Annotated in this window: 18 protein-coding genes; 9 read left to right on the top strand and 9 right to left on the bottom strand. The window is 37.7% G+C overall.

Going from position 1 to position 18,757, the window contains the following annotated elements:
• The first annotated feature begins 73 nt into the window (after nt 1–73).
• Together paeA and AC52J8_RS13010 are read left to right on the top strand one after the other, a co-directional pair.
• Nucleotides 74–1,399 (top strand): polyamine export protein PaeA, encoded by a 1,326-nt coding sequence (gene paeA / locus AC52J8_RS13005; protein WP_002117726.1) that lies wholly within the window; start codon nt 74–76, stop codon nt 1,397–1,399.
• A gap of 569 nt (nt 1,400–1,968) precedes the next feature.
• Nucleotides 1,969–3,306, top strand: a complete 1,338-nt coding sequence (locus AC52J8_RS13010; RefSeq protein WP_086400159.1) for a CitMHS family transporter — start codon at nt 1,969–1,971, stop codon at nt 3,304–3,306.
• A gap of 42 nt (nt 3,307–3,348) precedes the next feature.
• Here the strand turns inward: AC52J8_RS13010 and AC52J8_RS13015 are convergent, their stop codons facing one another.
• Nucleotides 3,349–3,861 carry a hypothetical protein gene (locus AC52J8_RS13015; protein ID WP_002117749.1) on the bottom strand — a complete coding sequence of 171 codons (513 nt, stop codon included), beginning with the start codon at nt 3,859–3,861 and terminating at the stop codon, nt 3,349–3,351.
• A gap of 222 nt (nt 3,862–4,083) precedes the next feature.
• On the opposite strand from AC52J8_RS13015, the gene AC52J8_RS13020 reads away from it, so the two are divergent.
• Complete coding sequence (locus AC52J8_RS13020; RefSeq protein WP_068529225.1) at nt 4,084–4,632, top strand: DUF2239 family protein; 549 nt, start codon at nt 4,084–4,086, stop codon at nt 4,630–4,632.
• A 51-nt stretch (nt 4,633–4,683) separates the two neighbouring features.
• Here the strand turns inward: AC52J8_RS13020 and cysN are convergent, their stop codons facing one another.
• The 5 genes from cysN to lysS all read right to left on the bottom strand — a co-directional run bounded on the left by cysN (nt 4,684) and on the right by lysS (nt 10,771).
• Nucleotides 4,684–6,297: a sulfate adenylyltransferase subunit CysN gene (gene cysN, locus AC52J8_RS13025; protein ID WP_086400160.1), complete on the bottom strand. Its 1,614-nt coding sequence runs from the start codon at nt 6,295–6,297 to the stop codon at nt 4,684–4,686.
• A gap of 30 nt (nt 6,298–6,327) precedes the next feature.
• A complete protein-coding gene (cysD, locus tag AC52J8_RS13030) occupies nt 6,328–7,236 on the bottom strand; it encodes a sulfate adenylyltransferase subunit CysD (protein ID WP_000140408.1) in 909 nt (302 codons plus the stop codon).
• The gene (locus AC52J8_RS13035) at nt 7,229–7,360 is read right to left on the bottom strand and encodes a hypothetical protein (RefSeq protein ID WP_002117520.1); all 132 of its coding nucleotides are present in this window, start codon (nt 7,358–7,360) and stop codon (nt 7,229–7,231) included. The genes cysD and AC52J8_RS13035 overlap by 8 nt, the downstream gene beginning before the upstream one ends.
• A gap of 253 nt (nt 7,361–7,613) precedes the next feature.
• On the bottom strand, nt 7,614–9,056 hold the full coding sequence (locus tag AC52J8_RS13040; protein WP_086400161.1) for a capsule assembly Wzi family protein: 1,443 nt from the start codon (nt 9,054–9,056) through the stop codon (nt 7,614–7,616).
• A 185-nt stretch (nt 9,057–9,241) separates the two neighbouring features.
• Entirely contained in the window at nt 9,242–10,771 is a 1,530-nt protein-coding gene (gene lysS / locus AC52J8_RS13045; protein WP_002117806.1) for a lysine--tRNA ligase, read from the bottom strand.
• Between the two features lie 256 nt (nt 10,772–11,027).
• On the opposite strand from lysS, the gene AC52J8_RS13050 reads away from it, so the two are divergent.
• Nucleotides 11,028–11,516, top strand: coding sequence for a YqiA/YcfP family alpha/beta fold hydrolase (locus AC52J8_RS13050; protein WP_086400162.1), 489 nt, complete (start codon nt 11,028–11,030; stop codon nt 11,514–11,516).
• A 15-nt stretch (nt 11,517–11,531) separates the two neighbouring features.
• Here the strand turns inward: AC52J8_RS13050 and AC52J8_RS13055 are convergent, their stop codons facing one another.
• Nucleotides 11,532–11,972 carry an SRPBCC family protein gene (locus AC52J8_RS13055; RefSeq protein ID WP_086400163.1) on the bottom strand — a complete coding sequence of 147 codons (441 nt, stop codon included), beginning with the start codon at nt 11,970–11,972 and terminating at the stop codon, nt 11,532–11,534.
• 446 nt (nt 11,973–12,418) lie between these two features.
• On the opposite strand from AC52J8_RS13055, the gene rubA reads away from it, so the two are divergent.
• The 4 genes from rubA to oxyR all read left to right on the top strand — a co-directional run bounded on the left by rubA (nt 12,419) and on the right by oxyR (nt 15,771).
• Nucleotides 12,419–12,583 (top strand): rubredoxin RubA, encoded by a 165-nt coding sequence (rubA, locus tag AC52J8_RS13060; RefSeq protein ID WP_000760495.1) that lies wholly within the window; start codon nt 12,419–12,421, stop codon nt 12,581–12,583.
• Between the two features lie 94 nt (nt 12,584–12,677).
• Complete coding sequence (rubB, locus tag AC52J8_RS13065) at nt 12,678–13,859, top strand: rubredoxin reductase RubB (RefSeq protein ID WP_044100605.1); 1,182 nt, start codon at nt 12,678–12,680, stop codon at nt 13,857–13,859.
• Between the two features lie 52 nt (nt 13,860–13,911).
• Nucleotides 13,912–14,856, top strand: coding sequence for an esterase EstB (gene estB / locus AC52J8_RS13070; RefSeq protein ID WP_017403152.1), 945 nt, complete (start codon nt 13,912–13,914; stop codon nt 14,854–14,856).
• Between the two features lie 6 nt (nt 14,857–14,862).
• Entirely contained in the window at nt 14,863–15,771 is a 909-nt protein-coding gene (gene oxyR / locus AC52J8_RS13075; RefSeq protein ID WP_005070616.1) for a LysR family transcriptional regulator OxyR, read from the top strand.
• Nucleotides 15,772–15,799: 28 nt separating this feature from the next.
• Here the strand turns inward: oxyR and AC52J8_RS13080 are convergent, their stop codons facing one another.
• Nucleotides 15,800–16,390, bottom strand: coding sequence for an SPOR domain-containing protein (locus AC52J8_RS13080; protein WP_198912093.1), 591 nt, complete (start codon nt 16,388–16,390; stop codon nt 15,800–15,802).
• 57 nt (nt 16,391–16,447) lie between these two features.
• On the opposite strand from AC52J8_RS13080, the gene AC52J8_RS13085 reads away from it, so the two are divergent.
• Nucleotides 16,448–16,576, top strand: coding sequence for a hypothetical protein (locus AC52J8_RS13085; RefSeq protein ID WP_081309849.1), 129 nt, complete (start codon nt 16,448–16,450; stop codon nt 16,574–16,576).
• Nucleotides 16,577–16,634: 58 nt separating this feature from the next.
• Here the strand turns inward: AC52J8_RS13085 and ppk1 are convergent, their stop codons facing one another.
• Nucleotides 16,635–18,713: a polyphosphate kinase 1 gene (gene ppk1, locus AC52J8_RS13090; protein WP_002117516.1), complete on the bottom strand. Its 2,079-nt coding sequence runs from the start codon at nt 18,711–18,713 to the stop codon at nt 16,635–16,637.
• Between the last annotated feature and the right edge of the window lie 44 nt (nt 18,714–18,757).

Consider the following 18,757-nt stretch of genomic DNA (forward strand, 5'->3'; position numbering starts at 1 on the left):
CAATCAATCTGATTACCTCAGCGCTTTTTTGTGTTAAAACATAGTCATAATAATGATGAACCTCGGGTGATTTGTGAGTCTCTTTCAAAATATCATTATCATCGTACTGCTCATCATCGCAGCAGGCTTTTTATCTTTAACTGAAATTGCATTGGCTGGTGCCAGAAAAGTAAAGTTAAAAATTTTAGCCGAAGCTGGCGAAGAACGTGCCCAACAAGTACTTGATCTACAAGAACAATCTGCCGATTTTTTTGCAGCTTCTCAAATTGGCCTAAATGCAGTTGCAATTTTAGGCGGTATTTTGGGGGAAGCTGCTTTTCGTCCCTTTTTTGTCACTTTAGTTGACCGCTTTTATGAAGGTCCATGGACACAAACTATCGGTTTTGCTCTTTCCTTCACTTTAGTAACTTCTCTATTTATTTTATTTGCCGATCTTATGCCAAAGCGCTTGGCAATGATTGCACCTGAAAAAATTGCAATTAGCGTTATTAACCCGATTCAAGTTTTTATTAAGGTGTGTAAACCCTTAGCTTGGGGAATTAATGCTATTGCGAATCTGTTATTTCGCTTATTTAAAGTCAATACAACACGCGAAGATAATATTACTTTTGATGATATCTCAGCAGTCATGGATGCAGGTGCTCAAGCCGGCGTACTTCAAAAACAAGAACACCACTTTATTGAGAATGTTTTTGAACTAGAAGAACGTACTGTACCTTCAAGCATGACGACACGCGAAAACGTCGTTTATTTCACCCTAAACGAACATGAAGATAGTATTCGTCAAAAATTAGCAGAATATCCTTACTCAAAATTTTTAGTGTGTAATGAAAATATTGATCAGGTTATTGGTTATGTTGATGCTAAAGATTTCTTAGTACGCATTTTAAATAATCAATCACCAACTCAATTAAATGAGTCTACCATTCGTACTGTACTCATGATTCCCGACACTCTCACACTCTCTGAACTACTTGACCGTTTTCGTTCTACAAAAGAGAAATTTGCCGTCGTTATCAATGAATATGCACTTGTTGTAGGAGTGATTACGTTAAGCGATATCATGATTACAGTTATGGGTGATTGGGTTACTCCTATTGAAGAAGAACAGCAAATCATTAAACGTGATAATAACTCATGGTTAATTGATGGCAGTACACCAATTGATGATCTAAGACATGCTCTTGAAATTGATGAAATGCCTGATGAAGAAAACTATGAGACGCTTGCAGGTTTCATGATGTACCGTTTACGCAAAATTCCACGTCCAGCAGATTTTGTAGAATTTGGTGGATATAAATTTGAAGTTGTCGATGTCGACCATTTTAAAATTGACCAACTTCTTGTAACTCGGATTTTAGAACAAACCGAAACACACTCATCAATTGATGAAAACTAATCGTTATTAATTTAAATGCCCCACAATTTAGCTGGGGTATTTTTTAAAACTAAATAACTTTTTTAAATATATGTAATAATTATTTTAGATTCATTTATTCAATTTGCTCTTTTAATCTAAAAGTATTATTATTTTATTTAACAACTCTATTAAAGCTTAAATACTGAAAATTAATAAAATAATCTCTATCTCTTAACTGCTTATAAAGTGATTAAGCCCCATTTACATTGCAAACAAACTTACTGTAGCTTAGCTCAAAGTAAGCCCCTAAATGCTTCTTCTTCTCATTTCACTCATCAAAATATATATAATTAAAAAAAATGCCATATAATTTTTATTTTTATAATACCTTTATATTATTTTATAATAGCATTCATTTATTATAAAACCATTATAATCTTAATATATATGTTCAGTATTTCATCTAAATATACCTATCCAAACGAATATATATTAACCAAATAAACTAAATATATTATTTGTCTTTTTAATAAAAATTAATAAGAATAACCAAGGTCAGAGTTTTGAATAAACTTGTTCAGTAAAACTATAGGCAAAGGATTGATTGTATGCTGACATTACTTGGTGTTGGCATGATTTTGTGCTTCATGTACTTAATCATGTCCAAACGTTTAAGCCCTATTATTGCTTTAATTCTCATCCCGTTTATTTTTTCTCTCATTGCTTGGGGCCTAGGTCATTATTTTGAAAGTTTAAGTCACATTGAACTTAAAGGTCTCAGTGAGATGATGCTGGATGGCATCAAAAAATTAGCGCCAACTGGCGTAATGCTTTTATTCGCAATTTTGTATTTTGCCTTAATGATCGATGCAGGTCTTTTCGACCCACCGGTTAAATGGATTTTGAAAAAAGTTAAAGGCGATCCTTTAAAAATTACTCTAGGAACTGTCTTTTTAACCACTCTCGTTTCTTTAGATGGTGATGGCTCAACCACCTATATGATTTGTGTGGCTGCAATGCTGCCACTTTATCAACGTCTAGGAATGAACACACTCATTATGACTGCGCTTATGCTGTTATGTAGTGGTGTAATGAACCTAACGCCATGGGGTGGTCCTACTGCTCGTGCTGCAAGTGCGTTACAAGTTGATCCAAGCCATATTTTCGTACCGATGATCCTTCCAATGATCATTAGTATTGGTTGGTTATTCTTCTTGGCATATTTATATGGCCGTTATGAGCAAAAACGTTTAGGCGTGATTGAGCTTGAAAGTCATCATGGTGACAATATTACCGTGTCGAAAGACCCTGAAGCGACGCGTCCACATTTACGCAAAGTAAATATGATACTTACTATTATTCTCATGATTGCATTAATCAAAGGCATTTTGCCAATGTCAGTGCTATTCATGCTAGCGTTCTGTATTGCAATGCTCATTAACTATCCTGATGTTGATATGCAGAAAAAGCGTATCGCAATGCATGCAGATAGTATTTTAGCTGTTGTAGGTCTAATTTTCGCAGCAGGTATTTTCACAGGGATTCTATCTGGTACAGGTATGGTTGAGGCGATGTCTAAAGAATTCGTCGCAATGATTCCTCCAAGCATGGGTCCATATCTTGCACCGATTACCGCTTTAGTCAGTATGCCTTTGACATTCTTTATGTCAAATGATGCATTCTTCTATGGTGTTTTACCAATTCTTGCTGAAGCGGCTTCTCATTACGGTATTAGCCCAGAAGCTATTGCTCGCGCCTCAATTGTAGGCCAGCCAGTACACTTACTATCGCCTCTTGTTCCATCAACTTACTTGTTATGCGGTCTTGCTAAAGTTGACTTTGCTGACCATCAAAAGTTCACATTTAAATGGGCATTTATAACATGTATGGTTTTGATGGGCACTGCATTAGTGATTGGCGTTTTCCCGCTCTTTAGTACACTTTAATTATTCCCCTAAAAATAAAAGCCCCAAACGGGGCTTTTATTTTTATTTATTTATATACTCAATCATGGCGTCTAAGAACGCATGAAAGTGCAAGCTAATATCTTCTTCTAAGATTTTATAGGCATTATCAAATTGCACCATTGGCCAACCTTCTTTCCAAAATGGGAAGATGTCATGTAAGTCATGAGTAACTATTGCATCTTCTCGAACAATCGCTTGTGAAATTTGTGCCAAAACTTGCGCTGTTTCTGCACCATCAATAGCTAAATAATCAATACCACGTGCTTTTAAAATACGAATTCGATCTTTTTTATAGCGTATTTTTTTAGCTTGAGCCGCATTTAAACCTAGTGCAAGAGTAACTGCCTCTACAAACTTTTCTTCAAAATTTGTATTCAGTGCCACTAAAGCCTGTTTATGTGCTTCCTGACGTCCTGCTTTTCCCCCGTTACGGATGATCTCATTTGCTTCCGTATCTAGCTTATCTTTTTTCATCGACTGTAAAATGTCTAAAATTTCGATATCGCTTAAAGATTCAGGAGATTGCTCAAACATAGGAGTCTCTATACATACAACTAAAGGCGTATTCTCTCATAAAAGCGATACTAAAGCAGAGTAAAATTTTAAATAGCTCATTATCTTGACTATTTTTATAGTCCTAACTTCATCGACTACACTCATAAAATCAGATAATTCTTTGGTTATGATTTTTACTATTTGCCAAATTTATTTTACCCTGGTAATATTATTTTACCCTGATAAAAATATGCGGCTAAAATGAATACTAAAATCACCTATACTGCTTTCATTGGAAGCACACTTATTGCGAGTGACTCCCTTATTGAACTTGCAAAAAAACTCAAAGATCTTTCGAAAACAACGGAAAATATTCTGATTTTTAATGATCAAACAGGTCAACAAATTGATCTTGATCTTTCTGGTTCGGAACAAGAATTTCATCAACGTTATGGTGAACCGGAAGAAATTAAAAAAGTTGGACGACCTAAACTCGGAGTAATTTCTCGTGAAATCACTTTACAGAAAAAACATTGGGATTGGTTAGATCAACAAAGTGCGAGTGCATCAGCAGTAATTCGTAAGTTAATTGATAAAGAGTTAAATAACCCAAATTCTGAAGGTAATATTATGCTCGCTAAACAAGCCATCGACCGTTTTATGTCTGCCATGTTGGGCAATATGCCAAATTACGAAGAAGCAACACGTGCCTTATATCAAGGTGATCGAGATATATTTTTAAAGATGATTCAAAGCTATCCCAAAGATTTAAGAGAATATTTAACTTTAAAAACTCAAAGTATTTTCTAAACCCAATAAAAAACCCGCTTACGCGGGTTTTTTCAAAATCAATTCAGTCTATTAAAGACGAACTAATTCCACAACTTTTTCAGCTGCCTCTTCAACGGTTTCAGCAGTAACTTCTGTATCCGTATCTTCCACAGAAGTTGTGATAACCACAACACCTGTCTCACGCAATAAAGTAATTTGCTCAGCAGTTAAGTTGGCTTTTGCAATCGCAACTACACCTTGTTGGATCAATAAACTTTCTAAAACTTGAGCTTTCTCGATTAACTGTGCAGAAATCCCAATCACCGCTGGCTTTTGGCCCAAACGTGCAGCACGATCTTCAGCTGTTACAGGATTGCTATGTGCAGTCCATTCAACAGCAGCCTCAACCATACCTGCACCAACAGTTACGTTGCTTAAGCGGTCAATGAAGATGAATGAACCTGTATAACGAGAATCTTGATATTGATCAAACACAACTGGCGCGTCGAACTCAACTACAACATCTGCAATTGCATTTAACTCAAGCTCTTCCACATGAGTATGTTCAAGTGTATTCACATTCACACGATAGTGAATATTAGTCACTTTAGCAGGAACAGTCTGGGTACCAATCTTAACGTTGTATAACTTACCTTTCACGAGCGGATGTTCATTCATCCACACCACTGAAGCACGAACACTACGTGAAATTAACGGTTGCTCGCCAGCACGTACCAAAACGTTACCACGGCTAATATCAATTTCATCATTCAGGGTCAATGTAACCGCTTGACCCGCTACAGCCTGCTCAAGGTTTCCATCAAAAGTAACGATTTCTTTAACTGTTGAACGCTTACCTGATGGCAGTGCAACAATCTCATCACCAACATTGATTTCACCTAAAGCAACGGTACCCGCAAAACCACGGAAATCAAGATTTGGACGGTTTACATACTGAACAGGGAAACGGAATTCGTGTTTATTCGATTCACGACTGATTTCCACCGACTCAAGAATGCTCATCAAGGTTTGACCCTTGTACCAAAGCGTATGAGCTGACGGATTCACAACATTATCGCCATTTAAGGCAGAGATTGGTACAAACTGAATATTGGCTGGACGACGATCACCTAATTGGCTTACGAAAGCATCATATTCAATCTGAATTTCAGTGAAACGTTCAGGTGAATATTCAACCAAGTCCATCTTATTGATTGCAACAACGATATTTTTAATACCAAGCAAACTTGCAATAAACGTATGGCGACGAGTTTGAGTTTGTACACCATAACGCGCATCAATCAAGATGATTGCCAAGTCCGCAGTTGACGCACCTGTTGCCATGTTGCGTGTATATTGCTCATGCCCTGGAGTATCTGCAATAATAAACTTACGCTTTTCTGTTGAGAAATAACGGTAAGCTACGTCAATGGTAATACCTTGTTCACGTTCTGCTTGAAGGCCATCTACTAGCAACGCCAAGTCTGGTGCATCACCCGTAGTTCCTACTTTTTTACTGTCACGCGTTACTGCTTGCAATTGATCTTCATAAATCAATTTTGAATCGTAGAGTAAACGTCCAATAAGCGTACTTTTACCATCGTCTACATTACCACAAGTCAAAAAGCGTAGAAGGTCTTTTTGTTCATGTTGCTTTAAATAGGCCAAGATATCTTGACTGATTAATTCTGATTGATGAGACATTGCTCAAACTCCACAAATTTAGAAATTGTCTTAGAAATAGCCTTCTTGCTTTTTCTTTTCCATTGAGCCCGCTTCATCATGGTCAATCATACGACCTTGACGCTCAGAACTCGTGGCTAAAAGCATCTCTTGGATAATTTCAGGTAAAGTATCTGCTTCAGACTCAACTGCACCAGTTAACGGGTAACAGCCAAGTGTACGGAAACGTACAGACTTCATCTGTGGAACTTCACCCTCTTTTAGACGCATACGCTCATCATCAACCATGATTAACGTACCGCTACGCTCTACTACTGGACGAACAGCAGAGAAATAAAGAGGAACGATTTGAATATTTTCTAAATAGATATATTGCCAGATATCCAACTCAGTCCAGTTAGATAAAGGGAATACACGAATACTTTCACCTTTGTTCACTTTACCATTGTAAAGATTCCAAAGTTCAGGGCGTTGGTTTTTCGGGTCCCAACGGTGTTTGCTATCGCGGAATGAGTAAACACGCTCTTTTGCACGTGATTTTTCTTCATCACGACGTGCACCACCAAAAGCAGCATCAAATTGATATTTATCCAAAGCCTGTTTTAAAGCTTGGGTTTTCATAATATCGGTATATTTTGAACTACCATGATCAAATGGATTGATCCCAGCTTCACGGCCTTCTTTGTTCTGATGAACAATTAAGTCAAAACCATGAGTTTTTGCCATGTTATCGCGAAACGCGATCATGTCTTTAAATTTCCAACCCGTATCTACATGTAATAATGGGAATGGAAGTTTAGCTGGATAAAATGCTTTTAACGCAAGATGAAGCATAACAGCCGAGTCTTTACCAATTGAGTAAAGCATGACTGGGTTTTCGAATTCTGCAGCAACTTCACGGATGATATGAATGCTTTCAGCTTCAAGTTGTTTGAGATGTGTGAGTCTTGATTCAGTCATGAACACGTCCTTCTCTATCCATTTTGCCCATAAAATCTAGAAGTAGTATTAAACCACCACCTAGAAGACCATGTGGAGGAACGAGTGCCATAACAACTCCAATTTTTCGTGATAGATAATCCAACCACAAGCCTTTATATGGCTTATAGCATTAGTTATGCATTATAGTGATTTAAAACCGATTCCTTTTGCTTGTTTTTTCATATTGATATTCGATTTAATCATATACATGTAATATGCTGATTCACTTGCATAACTTGGTAATCCTAGCTTGTGTAGTCAACTTAAGCAAATCATGTTCTAGTCTTTATATTTCTTTAAAAACCATAAAAAAGAGAAGCTTTGATGGCTTCTCTTTTCTAAAACATGATCTAATCTTAGAAACCAAACATTTTACGTTCTAATGGAATTTCAATACCAATAGATGCACCTGCATCATTACCCTCAAGATCCGAATCACTTACCCATCCATTAATTTTTAATGGAAGATCAGGTTTGATGAAATGCGTCCACGTTAAATCAAGTGCTTTAATTTCATCATCTTTAGGGAATGCTTTATTGATTGCCAAGTTAGATTGGTTAACTTTAACCACCATAGCGCGACCACTTAAACGGTTCATGACATCAAAGCGGATATCGCCACCCACCGAATACATTTGCCCATCACCGCCCATCGCGTGACCTAATGGGAAACCATGTTGGTAATAGCCATCCTTATAAATATAATGGTTATAAGAAATACCTTTTACATCACCATTGGTGCGTGTATCAGCCCATTCTGCATAAAGTTGATATGGCATATCATTGTAGCTTGACGAATAATCAACCCCAGCTAAATACATCTTTTTAGATGGAAGTAACCCAGCCTCATCTTCACCTACATATTGTCCATAAATACCAACAGGAGCATTTAAAAGAGATTGCAGATTCAAACGAGCATCAAATCCAGCAATTTGGTTAGACCTGTCTTCAGACGCATCATAAACATTATCATTACCTTTAATCGCATTCCATAAAGAATCCCAACTTTCAGAACGTCCCTCACCACCCCATTGTAAAGTTCGGGAAGCACCTAGTTCTAAATAAGGTAACGGTCTTGCAGTTACACGTAAGCCTAATAATTTAGCATCAGGTACTGCTTTATAATCATCTAATTGACCAGCAAATGCTTGGTATTGCCAAGGTCCAATCCAAGACAACCATTTTGTCTCAAAAGCATTTTGCACAGCACGTTGTGCAGTTACCCCATATACTGGTCGACTCGCATCACCACGAATTAAGCTACCATCGTGTCCAGGTCCCCACCATGTTGGAATTTGACCTGCAACTACCCACTGATTCCAAAGTTTACCAGCGACATATGAGCCTTCAACATTAACGTCTTGTCCATTATCAATTTGCGGATCTTTTTCTGCATTTACACGGATTTTTGCATCCCAGTTTTCGCCACCGGCATTAAACTCTAACGAACCTTGATATTGAGCTTTTTGATTATCACCAAATGCTTGAGGAATATTTTTGATATCAGTTTCAGCAAAAGCCCCCACTTTAACTGTGTTGTTATCTGCTTTTAATGCATTAAGAACTGAATTAATAACTTTTTGTTGAGCTGGATGAGATACTTTTGCCTGAGAAAGTGCTCGCTGTATTTCATCACCACTTAATGGCCAAGTTGAGGTGCTGATATTAATAACACCTTGTTGATTTAACCAGTTTAAGTCGGTACGTAAGTCTTCATTATTTAGCACTAAACCTTGTGCAAAAATAGCGGATGAAGCAGTTGCCAATATTGCAATCGAAAGTGTTTTTCTTAGAAACATGCCAGCCAATTCTCAAAGTTATTTATGAGCAACACCTTAAATTTTTTATCACAACTTTGCAATTGTTAAACTGTGCAATTACATTTTTTAACGCTATCTTAAGGTTAGTATAATTAGGTAAATTTCTAGATATAAAAAGTAATAAAAAAGGCAGTATAAATACTGCCTTTTTGCATCTTGGAAGATTAACCTTCTTTACGGCGCATATGCGGGAATAAAATTACATCACGAATACTTGGTGCGTCAGCAAATAACATAACCAAACGGTCAATACCAATACCTTCACCTGCTGTTGGAGGTAAACCATATTCAAGTGCTTCAACAAACTCTGCATCGTAATGCATTGCTTCATCATCACCAGCGTCTTTTTCAGCAACTTGCGCTTGGAAACGTTCAGCCTGATCAATCGGATCATTTAACTCGCTGAAGCCATTTGCTAACTCACGACCACCGATGAAGAATTCAAAACGATCTGTAACGTGTGGATTGTCATCATTACGACGCGCCAATGGAGAAGTTTCCGCTGGGTAATCAGTAATAAATGTTGGCTGACGAAGTTTAGTTTCAACAGTTTCTTCAAATACGATCGTTTGAAGCTTACCTAAACCAAAACCTGGCTTAACCTCTTCTTTCAACTCTTCACGAATAAATTTTGCAAGAAACTCGCGATCACCTACATTTTCAGGTGTGAACTGCGGATTATTCTCTAAAATTGCATCGAACATAGAGATTTTCTTGAATGGTCCTTTGAAGCTAAATACTTCACCTTGGTAAGGAACATCAGTTGTACCTAGAATATCCAAAGCCAACTTTTCAAGCATATTTTCAGTTAATGCCATTAAGTCTTTATAATCAGCATATGCCTGATAAAACTCGATCATCGTGAATTCAGGGTTGTGACGTGTTGACACCCCTTCATTACGGAAGTTACGGTTAATTTCGAACACACGCTCAAAACCACCTACAACTAAACGCTTCAAATAAAGTTCAGGTGCAATACGTAAGAATAAAGGCATATCCAAAGCATTGTGATGTGTTTCGAATGGACGTGCAGAAGCACCACCCGGAATCACATGCATCATTGGCGTTTCAACTTCCATGAAACGTTCATTGTTTAAGAATGCTCGGATACCTGCAACAACTTTGGCACGGATTTCAAAAGTTTTACGTGTTTCTTCATTCACAATTAAGTCAAGGTAGCGTTTACGGTACTTAACTTCTGTGTCATTTAAGCCATGAAATTTATCTGGTAACGGACGAAGAGATTTTGTAAGAAGTTCAAAACCTTCAAGATGAACATATAAGTCACCTTTGCCTGAACGTCCGATATAACCTTCGGCAGCAATAATGTCACCAAGATCTAAACCTTTAATAGTTTCAAGAATATCTTTTGGTAAGCCTTTACGGTCAACATATAACTGAATACGACCTGTCATGTCTTGAATCACCATGAAAGAACCACGGTTTAACATGACACGGCCAGCCACTTTTACATAGACATGCTCAGCGCTTTCAATTTGTTCTTTCGACTGATCTTTAAATTGTTCTTGTAGATCAGCAGCGTAATGTTCACGCTTAAAAGTATTTGGCCAAGGACTCTTTCCAGTTTCCTTCGCAACATCTTGGATTTGCTTTAATTTGGCATGACGCTGTGCAATTAAATCGTTTTCGGAAATAGTTGGTTCAGAAGTCGATTGAGCGTTTTGTTGCGTCATCTCTGCCTCGATTAAGTAAAAATGAAGTGGCATAGCTTAACAGATTGCAGGAGTTTTTCGAATGATTTCAATCAAACAAAAATGAAAAAAGACAATTTATGGAAACGAGCAGTACTTTTTAAAGGCAAAATGACTTAGACCAATCGCTAAGATCATTTTTTAAAGCATTTAGTAAAATATAAAAAAATCCAAATAACCTCGATATTCAAAGGCCCTATTTGCCTTGTATTTTATCAATGAGATTGTGTCGTAAATAATGAAAATTCTATTTTTACATGGCTTGGATTCTTCTCGTGAATCAACAAAGTTCCACGCCATTTTACATCCTGAAAAGTTTTGTATTGATGTTGATTATCGCAACCTAAGTTATGCATCTGTTGAGTACTTTTATCACCAAGCTATTCAGACGATCAAACCAGATTTACTGGTTGGTCACAGCCTTGGAGGATATTGGGCCTTAAAAACTGCCGCTCAACATAAATTAGCTGTGATTGTGGCGAATCCAAGTCTTACGCCTAGTTTTCGACCTGATTATCCTCAGCTTTCTGAAGAGGAACTTACCTTCTCTAATCCTAAAATGGCTTATTTAGAATTAGGAGATGAGCAACTTGATATGTATCAGGTTCAAGAAACACTTGCGCCCTACATGAATATTGAAACCTTTGAAGGCGGACATCATCGTTTGGCCTACCCTTCTCGTATCAATGATTTGATTATGAAAATTTATAAAAAATATTTGGCTTAAATTAATGCAGATTGCCTATTTTTCTTCTGCTAATTTCTTGATTACGTCAAATCCTTGAACGAAGCCACTTTTCAACATACCCATATATTCAGGTAAGGTGGCTAATTCGACTTTTAAAGTAGTTACATTATCGTATTGGCTTAAAAAATATTTTTCTAGAGAACCACTCCAGCCTTTAACTTCTTCACTTTCTAAATCTTCCTTACCGTCCTTAATCATTCCTAAATGTTTAAAAATCAATATTTCCGGCTTTTTCAATTCTTCAATGGTGGAGACCATGCCATTGCCTTCACCATCTAGAAAATAAGTTTTACCACCGATTTGCCAATCGGTACGCATTGAAGAGTCTGGGGCAAAGAATTTTGTCCAAGCATTATATGTCTCGTTATTCCAAAGTAATTCCCATACTTTTTCTATAGGCGCCTCAATTTCTACTTCGTATACTAAATTTTCCATACTTAAGTTCCCTGATTTATTCCGTTCTTATACTGTCGAATTTTAATTTTCGCGTTTAATAATGACATCTGTTGAATCTTTATTTGTTGTTATTTAGCTTTCTTATTATATAAATCTTTTAAATGAGCAGACACTTTTTATCTCTCAATAATTTCACAAACAATATTAAGTTTAAAATTAACGTTAAGAATGTATTAGTTATTATTAGTTTATGCTCAAGTTTTGCCTAAAAAACCACTTATTTGTCCTAACCTGCCATTCATCTTTGCTTACGAATGATTAAACTCCGTTATTTGCTTTACATTAAATGTAGAACTGCGTAAAAATTTGATATCCGATCAAAGGCACATTGGTTATTATTGACCGGATCGTGGTTACATTATTAATAGATGGAATAGTTTTACTGAAAGGCAGCTTTGAGCAAACTTATCAGTGCGGAGAGTCTCATGAAAAAATATCAATGTATCGTTTGTGGATGGATTTACGATGAAGCAGAAGGTTGGCCACAAGACGGCATTGCAGCTGGAACAAAATGGGAAGATATCCCTGATGACTGGACTTGCCCTGATTGCGGCGTTTCAAAAGCTGACTTCGAAATGATCGAAATCTAATGATTTAAAGCAAAAGGCCATGATTGACATGGTCTTTTTTACGAATATTCCCAATTACCGTATTAAACAAACAATTCTAACTCTGGAGAGAAAAATGCATCCTATCGTCATTATCGGATCAGGCATGGCGGGTTATACCTTAGCACGTGAGTTTCGTAAGCTTAGCCCAGAGCAAGAACTTGTGATGATTTGTGCGGATGATGCAGTGAATTATGCAAAACCAACATTATCAAATGCATTTGCAGGTAAAAAAGCACCTGAACAGATTGCTTTAGGTGATGCTGCTAAAATGGGTACCCAACTCAATATGCGTATTGAGCCTTTCACTTTTGTAAAAGAAATTTTAGCTGAACGTCATGAGCTTGTACTTGAGAAAGATGGGGTAACTTCGAATCAGCCTTATTCAAAACTGATTTTAGCGGTTGGTGCTAACCCAATTCGTCTTGCAATTGCAGGCGATGGCAGCGATGACATTCATGTAGTGAACTCGCTAATTGATTACCGTGCTTTCCGTGAAAATCTAGCTCAACGTAAAGACAAACGTGTTGTTATTTTAGGTGCTGGCTTAATTGGTTGTGAATTCGCCAATGACTTACTTCACAGTGAATATGACATTACTGTCATTGATTTGGCACCTCAACCATTAGGTCGCTTATTGCCAGGTCATATTGCTTCTGCATTCCAGCAAAATCTCGAAGAGGCTGGTGTTAAATTTGCATTAGGCACAACCGTTGAAAAAGTCAGCAAAATTAATAATGGCGAAGATTATGCGATTACACTCGCAAACGGCCAAACTTTGGTAGCCGACATTGTTCTTTCAGCCATTGGTTTACAGCCAAATATTTCACTTGCTAAAAGTGCAGATATTCAAACAAGCCGTGGAATTATTACCAATAGTTTACTTGAAACAAATCAAGCCGATATTTATGCGATTGGCGATTGCGCTGAAGTAAATGGCACGCTACTTCCGTATGTAATGCCGATTATGCAGCAAGCTCGTGCTCTTGCAAAAACCCTCAGCGGACAACAAACTGCCGTGCACTACCCTGCTATGCCAGTTGCAGTAAAAACTCCTGCAGCTCCACTTACAGTGTTACCAGCTCCAATGGATGTAGAAGTGAACTGGGAAACAGAAGAGTTCGACGATGGTATGCTTGCTAAAGCAATTGACAATGAAGGAACATTGCGTGGTTTCGTATTGTTAGGTGCAACAGCAGGTAAACAACGCTTAACTTTAACAAAGCTTGTTCCAGATCTTATTCCAGCCCAAGCATAAGGTTTGAATCAGGAATACTCTTTTGTGAGTATTCCTTTAAGGAATGAATAACATGAATAGTGCCTTACAGTTTAACATTTCGCCGTACACATCCTTCATGCAAGAAACCAAGGTCAACTTAGGCAATGGTATTGAGCTACATGTAGAAGTAGGTGGAAAACCGGAACATCCAACCATTTTGCTGATTATGGGTCTTGGCGCTCAAATGCTTTTCTGGCCGGATTTCTTCTGTAAATCACTCATTGATCAAGGTTTTCGTGTTATTCGTTTTGATAACCGTGATATTGGCCTTTCTTCAAAAGTACGTCATGAAGGTAAACGGCTAAATACGGTTAAATTGATGGGTCGCTTTGCGCTCGGACTAAGTAATCAAGGTGCCCCTTATACTCTGCATGATATGGCAGATGATGTATCAATGCTCATTGACCGCTTAGGCGTGACTAAAACACATGTCATTGGTGCATCAATGGGCGGGATGATCGCTCAAATTCTTGCAGCAAAATATCCTGAAAAGGTTGAGAAATTAGGGCTCATGTTTACAAGTAATAATCAGCCTTTTTTACCCCCTCCTTTTCCGAAACAGCTTTTGAGTTTAATTGGCAAACCCGAGTCACGTGACGAAGAAGGTATTGTTAATCACAGTTTAAAATTATTTCAATTGATTGGTTCACCTGGTTACGTCAACCAGATTGAAGCAATGCAAACTGCACGCAAACTTTATCAACGTAGCTATTATCCTGCTGGTGTACTTCAACAGTTTTTAGCAATATTATGTACAGGCTCCTTACTTCAACTGGACCGTGAAATTAAGCAACCCGCGTTAGTCTTACATGGCTCTCGTGATCGTTTACTTCCACCTAGTCACGGTAAGGCTGTAGCAAAAGCAATTTCCGGTGCTAAGTTTGAATTAATTGATGGAATGGGGCATGATATCCCTGCACATTTTATTCCTCAGCTTAGCGGTTTATTTGCGCATCATTTTAAATCATCATACTAGGACACTATGGCTGCATTACCCTCACTAAGACAGCTATCATATTTAGTTACGTTGTCGGAAACTTTGCATTTTACTGAAGCAGCACGCCGCTCTTTTGTCACGCAATCGACGTTATCAGGCGGCATCATGGAGCTTGAACGATTATTAGGTGGCGTTCTGGTAGAGCGTGACCGTCAGAATGTGCGTTTAACACCATTGGGTGAACAAGTTGTTGCTCGTGCCCGTGTATTACTAGCAGATGCTCAAGATTTAATGCGATTGAGCCGTGAAATGAGTGAACCGTTAACAGGTGATTTGCATTTGGGAGTTATCCCAACCATTGCACCTTTTATCCTGACACGGTTACTTGATGAAGTGCATCAGCAGTTACCTAAAATTCAGTTGCATCTACATGAAGCTCAAAGTGAAAAAATTGTAGAGCGTCTAGAACACGGTAATCTAGACATGATTGTTCTTGCTCTACCGTTTGATACTAGAGGTCTAAAAGTCGCTGAAATCTCGAAAGAAAATTTGTACCTTGTATGTAGTAAGCAAGATACAAATGCTTTGCAAGCAAACTCACTAGATGATCTTGATTTATCGAGATTAATTTTGCTTGAAGAAGGCCACTGTTTACGTGACCACGTTTTAAGTGCATGCCCTATCGGTGAACGTAAAAACGACAACCGTTTAAAAGCAAGTTCTTTACCAACTTTAGTTGAAATGGTTTCTTCTGATTTAGGTTTTACCCTTTTACCAGAAATTGCAATTGATAACAGTATGATCAAGTTTAATGATCAAATTACTGCAAAACCAATTGAAGATGCCCCGAGTCGCACTTTAGCGCTAGTCACTCGTAAAAGTACGCCGCTACAAAGTGAATTCGACGTGTTACTGCAAATTATGCAGAAAATCACGACAAACCTACATGAATAAAAAAGGAGTCTTCGGACTCCTTTTTATTTTATTGAGGTGTAAGGGATGCCCACTTAAACACCCAAGCAGATTGCATATTCAAACTATTATCAGCAATAATTTTTTCTCTAATAATCTGTGCTATAGCATAGTCGTTGGCTGGATCTATCATAACTCGTACCCCTTTAGTGGTTGAGCTGGTTACGACCTTATAGCCCTTTGCTTCAAGCTGTGACTGAATCTTATTTGCTTTATTTTGATTAGAAGCTAGCGCAACTTGTACCATCCATTTTTTTTCACCATTTTCTAAAATTTCTTTAGCAATCGCAGCATCAAGTTGTTTTTTATTTTCAGAATTTTTCTTTTCTTCTACTTTTTTTGTGTGAACTTCTTCATTTTTCTTTTGCGCTAAAAACTCATCTTGCTTTTGTTTTCTTTTTTGGATGATTATTGTTTTATTCCTTACCTCACTCTTTTTAGTTTTATCATTGGAAACGGGCGCAAAATAAGGATATATCGCTTGATCATCAAACCTTTGAAATACGATGATATCCCCATAACACTTCTGATCTGCGTAGGCGGTCACTGGCATTATCCCCAAAAGTATTCTAATAAGTAAATTTCTAATAAAGCATTGCATCTTATTCATTTACCGAAGTTAAGTATATTTAATGCGGCGTATTAAAGTAGATTTCACATGATTTGTATATTTATAAAATTCAATGTTTTATGGAAAGAATCACATATTTTAAAAACATCTTGCTATGCTTCAAATTATTATCGTTTACCCAACAACCATTTAGAAAAACTAATTAAATTATTTTGAATTTCAGTGAATTAAAAAGCCGACATTTTGTCGGCTTTTTAATTAAATTTAAAACTTATTATTTAATCATTTCTAAGAGTGCTCTTTGAGCATTATGCAATTTTTCACCCTCTGCTGGCTCAGCACGCACCCAAGTACCATCTGACTGTAACAACCAAGCTTGCTGGTTATCTTGCAAATAGTTCACTAGGCCTTGTTGATAAATACGTTTTTTCAATGCAGGATCTTCCACAGGGAAACATGCTTCAACACGGTTAAATAAATTACGATCCATCCAGTCTGCGCTTGAGCAGTAAATACGTGCATCGCCATTATTGCTGAAGTAATAAACACGGGTATGTTCAAGGAAGCGCCCTACAATTGAACGTACACGAATATTTTCTGATAAGTTAGGCAAACCTGGACGTAAACAGCAAATAGAACGAATAATCAGATCAATCTGAACACCTGCTTGAGATGCTTCATATAATTTATTGATCAATTGAACTTCCGTTAAGGCATTCACTTTCACAATAATTTGAGCTTTACGTCCTGCCTTAGCATTGGCAATTTCTTCATCAATAAAGTTGATGAGCTGAGCATGTAAGGTAAATGGCGCATGTAATAGCTTTTTCAATTTCGCCATTTTGCCCATACCAGTCAACTCTTGGAAGATACGGTGCACATCTTCACACAGATCTTTATCAGTCGTCATGAGACCATAATCGGTATAAATTCGAGCATTCATTGCATGGTAGTTACCAGTGCCTAAATGAACGTAACGCACAAGTTTGTTATTTTCACGGCGTACCACCATAATCATTTTGGCGTGAGTTTTATAACCAACAATACCGTAAACAACGACAGCCCCCGCTTCTTGTAAAACGTTAGCTACTTCAATATTTGATTCTTCATCAAAGCGGGCACGCAATTCAATAACTGCGGTCACTTCTTTTCCATTACGCGCTGCTTCCGCCAAAATCTGTACAATTTCAGAGTCAGCACCACTACGGTAAAGTGTCTGCTTGATTGCCAATACTTGTGGATCGCGAGCAGCTTCACGAAGTAGCTGAATCACGGGAGCGAAAGATTCAAACGGATGATGAAGCAAAATGTCTTGCTTCTGCATTGCAGAGAAAATGCTCTCGGTCTTTTTAAACACTTTAGGCACAACTGGCGTATGTGAGTCATAACGCAAATGAGGGCGTTTAAAATTTGAAACCAGACGAGCCAAGTTTACAGGACCATCAACTTTATATAATTGCTCATCGGTTAAATCAAATTCTTCTAATAAGTACTCGTAAATATGCTGCGGACAGTTATGAGTTACTTCTAAGCGAACAGCACGACCAAAACGTCGAGAACTTAATTCACCTTTTAAAGCTTTTGCTAAATCTTCGACATCTTCATTTAATGCCAAGTCAGCATTACGTGTAACACGGAATTGATAACATCCTGTTGCTGTCATGCCAGGGAACAAATCGGACACATGCTCATGGATAATTGCAGATAGCATGACGTGATGTTCTTTACCACCTGTTAACTCATCTGGCAGTCGGACAACGCGAGGTAATGAACGTGGGGCTGGTACCACAGCTAAATCAATTTGACGACCAAAAGCATCTTTACCTTCTAGGGTAATAATAAAGTTTAAGCTCTTGTTTACGAGACGTGGGAACGGATGCGCTGGATCTAAGCTAATTGGAGTTAATACAGGTGCAACTTGCTCTTGAAAATACTTCTTAATCCAAGCCGACTGAGCTGGGGTTAGTTCACCACGGCGAAGGAAGCAAATATCTTCTTCACGCAACTTAGGTAAGATTTCTTCATTTAAAATACGATATTGACGCTCAATCGCAGCGTGAGCAGTTTCAGAGATTTTTTGTAAGACTTGTCTTGGCGTCAAACCATCAGGACTACGACTCTCATTACCTAGAGAAAATTGCTCCATTACCCCCGCAACACGAATTTCAAAAAATTCGTCTAAGTTACGTGAAAAAATGAGTAAGAAATTCATTCGCTCAAGTAATGGATGTAAAGGGTCTACCGCTTGCTCCAATACACGCAAATGGAAGTCAAGAATAGACAATTCACGATTTATATAACGGTCATTATAACTATATTCTGTTGGGGTCGTTGGTGTAATCGCTGTATTCATGTCTAACTCAATTCTCTATCCAGCCAAAATCTCTATAAAACAGT

This window comes from Acinetobacter sp. S-1 (assembly GCF_059579785.1).